At 70.5% G+C, this 2,968-nt stretch carries 4 protein-coding genes and 1 pseudogene; 4 read left to right on the top strand and 1 reads right to left on the bottom strand.

Annotation, left to right across the window (positions count from 1 at the left end; genetic code table 11):
* Window positions 1-141 (top strand): annotated as a pseudogene (locus tag IJH84_RS18535) (succinyl-diaminopimelate desuccinylase); the annotation flags it as partial.
* A gap of 6 nt (window positions 142-147) precedes the next feature.
* Here the strand turns inward: IJH84_RS18535 and IJH84_RS18530 are convergent.
* Window positions 148-1,098, bottom strand: a complete 951-nt coding sequence (locus tag IJH84_RS18530) for a slipin family protein (RefSeq protein WP_295146739.1) — start codon at window positions 1,096-1,098, stop codon at window positions 148-150.
* Between the two features lie 205 nt (window positions 1,099-1,303).
* Here IJH84_RS18530 and IJH84_RS18525 point away from each other — a divergent pair, with 205 nt between their 5' ends.
* The 3 genes from IJH84_RS18525 to IJH84_RS18515 form a co-directional block, all read left to right on the top strand.
* The gene (locus tag IJH84_RS18525) at window positions 1,304-2,080 is read left to right on the top strand and encodes a TIGR00730 family Rossman fold protein (RefSeq protein WP_200073281.1); all 777 of its coding nucleotides are present in this window, start codon (window positions 1,304-1,306) and stop codon (window positions 2,078-2,080) included.
* Window positions 2,077-2,649, top strand: a complete 573-nt coding sequence (locus tag IJH84_RS18520) for a TIGR00730 family Rossman fold protein (protein WP_233628404.1) — start codon at window positions 2,077-2,079, stop codon at window positions 2,647-2,649. The genes IJH84_RS18525 and IJH84_RS18520 overlap by 4 nt, the downstream gene beginning before the upstream one ends.
* A gap of 45 nt (window positions 2,650-2,694) precedes the next feature.
* Window positions 2,695-2,968, top strand: a 274-nt coding sequence (locus IJH84_RS18515) for a dihydropteroate synthase (RefSeq protein ID WP_295146736.1), incomplete at its 3' end; no start/stop codon positions are given.

The raw sequence follows: 2,968 nt of genomic DNA, 5'->3' as shown, positions 1-2,968 counted from the left end.
GTGGCCCGCTTCGCCGCGCGCGGACTCCCCGCGGTGAACTTCGGGCCGGGGTCGCCGACGCTGGCGCACACCCAGCAGGAGCACGTCCCGGCTGCCGACGTCCGGCATTGCGCGGACGTGCTCACCCGGTTCTTGAGCTGAGCAGCGTCAGGAGTCGCCGACGCGGCCGTCGTGCACGTGCGGCAAGCCCTCCACGTCAGGTGCCGCGAGCGGTTCGGAGACCTGCGGAATGCCGTCCAACTCGGCCGATTCTTCCACCGGGGCGCGCGGTTCCGGCGTCCGCGCCTGCTGCGGCGCCTCCGACGGCGGCTGTTCAGCGGATTTCTCGGCGGGTTTGCCGGTCGCGCCGCCCTGCACGTTCTCCACGAACCGCAGCAGCTCCACGGGGAACGGCAGGACCAGCGTCGAGTTCTTCTCCGCGGCGACCTCCACCACCGTCTCCAGCAGCCGCAGCTGCAACGCCTCGGGACTGCCGGACATGACGTTCGCGGCGTCGGAGAGCTTGCGCGAAGCCTGGTACTCGCCGTCGGCGGAGATGATCCGGGAACGCCGCTCGCGTTCCGCCTCGGCCTGCCGCGCGATGGAGCGCTTCATCGTCTCCGGCAGCGAGACGTCCTTGATCTCCACCCGGTCGATGTGCACGCCCCAGCCCAGCGCCGGGCTGTCGATCATGACTTCGAGGCCCTGGTTGAGCTTCTCCCGGTTGGCCAGCAGCTCGTCCAGGTCGCTCTTGCCGATGATCGAGCGCAGCGAGGTCTGCGCGACCTGGCCCATGGCGAACAGGTAGTCCTCGACGTTGACCACCGCACGGGTCGGGTCGGTGACGTTGAAGTAGACCACCGCGTCCACCCGCACCGTCACGTTGTCCCTGGTGATGCCTTCCTGCGCGGGCACCGGCATGGTCACGATCTGCAGGTTCACCTTCTGCAGCCGGTCGACGCCCGGCACGATCGCGGTCAGCCCCGGCTCGCGCGGCGCCGACAGCACCCGCCCGAAGCGGAACACCACTCCGCGTTCGTACTGCTTGATGATCCGGACGCTGGAGGCGGTGCACAGCGCCACGAGCAGCGCGATCCCGATGATGAGTTCGACGAGCATGGCGGGCTCCCAACCTCGATCGGCGAGGACGCGAAAGCCCCGGCTCCACCGGAGCCGTCGCACTGCTCACGGTACTCCGGGCGCAGGTTCCGTTCAGCCCGTATGCACTGGTCAACAAGGCTCTCGGGCCGCAGGGCGCGCGGCGCCACGCCGTGGTCACTGCCGTGGAACCCGGCGTTCGCCGCCGCTGCATACCCTCAATGCCATGACCATCCAGGGCTCACCCAACGGCGCGGAGCGCCCGCCGGAGAAGCGACGCGGGCCGGTGGTGCTGCGCCGCTCCCGATTGCAGGATCCCGGCACCACCGATCAGCGCCTGCTCGACTCCCGCGGCCCGACCGACTGGGTGCACACCGATCCGTGGCGGGTGCTGCGGATCCAGTCCGAGTTCGTCGAAGGTTTCGGCGCGCTGGCCGAGGTGCCGCGCGCGGTGACGGTGTTCGGCTCCGCGCGCACGCCCCGCGAGCACCCCGAGTACGAGGTGGGCGAGCAGCTGGGCAAGGCACTGGCCGAGATCGGCTGCGCGGTGATCACCGGCGGCGGCCCCGGTACCATGGAAGCGGCGAACCGGGGCGCGTCCGAAGCGGGCGGGCTGTCCATCGGGCTGGGCATCGAGCTGCCCTTCGAGCAGGGCCTCAACCCGTGGGTGGACCTGGGCGTGAACTTCCGCTACTTCTTCGCGCGCAAGACCATGTTCATCAAGTACGCCCAAGGATTCATCTGCCTGCCCGGCGGTTTCGGCACGATGGACGAGTTGTTCGAGTCGCTGACCCTGGTGCAGACCAAGAAGGTCACCAAGTTCCCCGTCGTGCTGTTCGGCAAGTCGTACTGGCAGGGCCTCTACGACTGGGTGCGGGACACCATGCACGCCTCCGGCAAGATCGGGGACAAGGACCTCGCCCTGCTGCACCTGACCGACGACGTCGACGACGCCGTGGAGATCGTGCAGGAGGCATACCGAGCGTGGGAGGAGACGCATTGAGCGAGCAGGACGCCGCCGGGGACGCCATCGGGGAGGACGTCGCGGTCTGCGTGTACTGCGCGTCCGGGCCGGTGGACCAGCGGCACTTGGACCTCGCAGCCGAGGTGGGCAGCGGGGTCGCCAAGCGGAACTGGACGCTGGTCTCCGGCGGCGGCCGGGTGTCGATGATGGGCGAGGTCGCCCGGGCGGCCCGCGCGGGCGGCGCCCGCTCGGTCGGGGTCATCCCGCGCGCACTGGTGGATCAGGAGGTCGCCGACGACGACGCGGACGAGCTGCTGGTCGTGGACACCATGCGGGAGCGCAAGGGGCTGATGGACGCGCACGCCTCGGCGTTCCTGACGCTGCCCGGCGGCATCGGCACCTGCGAGGAGCTGTTCGAGGTGTGGACCTCGCGCTACATCGGGATGCACGCGAAGCCGGTCGTGCTGCTGGACCCGGACGGCCACTACCGCGGGATGCTCGACTGGGTCCGCGGCCTGGTCGCCGACGGGTTCGCTTCGCAGCGCGCGCTGGACTCGCTCACCGTCGTCACCGACGTCGACGCGGCGCTGGACGCCTGCGCCGGTTGACCGCGGCCGGTCCGGCCGTCCGCCGAGCGTGCCAGTATCGGTGACATGAAGGCACTTCCCGCGCTGCGCTTCGGGGACAAGGACGTGACCGGGGATCGGCCGCTGGTCATGGCCATCGTCAACCGCACCCGCGACTCGTTCTTCGACGGTGGCAGCACCTTCGACGCGCAGTCCGCGCTGGACGCCGTGGACACCGCGGTCGCCGACGGCGCCGACATCGTCGATATCGGCGGCGTCCGGGCCGGTGCGCAGGGCGAACCGGTGGACGCCGCGGAGGAGTCGCGCCGGGTGGTGCCGTTCGTGGCCGCGGTCCGCGAGC

This window comes from Saccharopolyspora sp. (genome assembly GCF_017434145.1).
Classification (GTDB): Bacteria; Actinomycetota; Actinomycetes; order Mycobacteriales; family Pseudonocardiaceae; genus Saccharopolyspora_C; species Saccharopolyspora_C galaxeae.
Note: the sequence above shows the minus strand (reverse complement) of the source record. Positions and strands in the feature narration are given on the sequence as shown.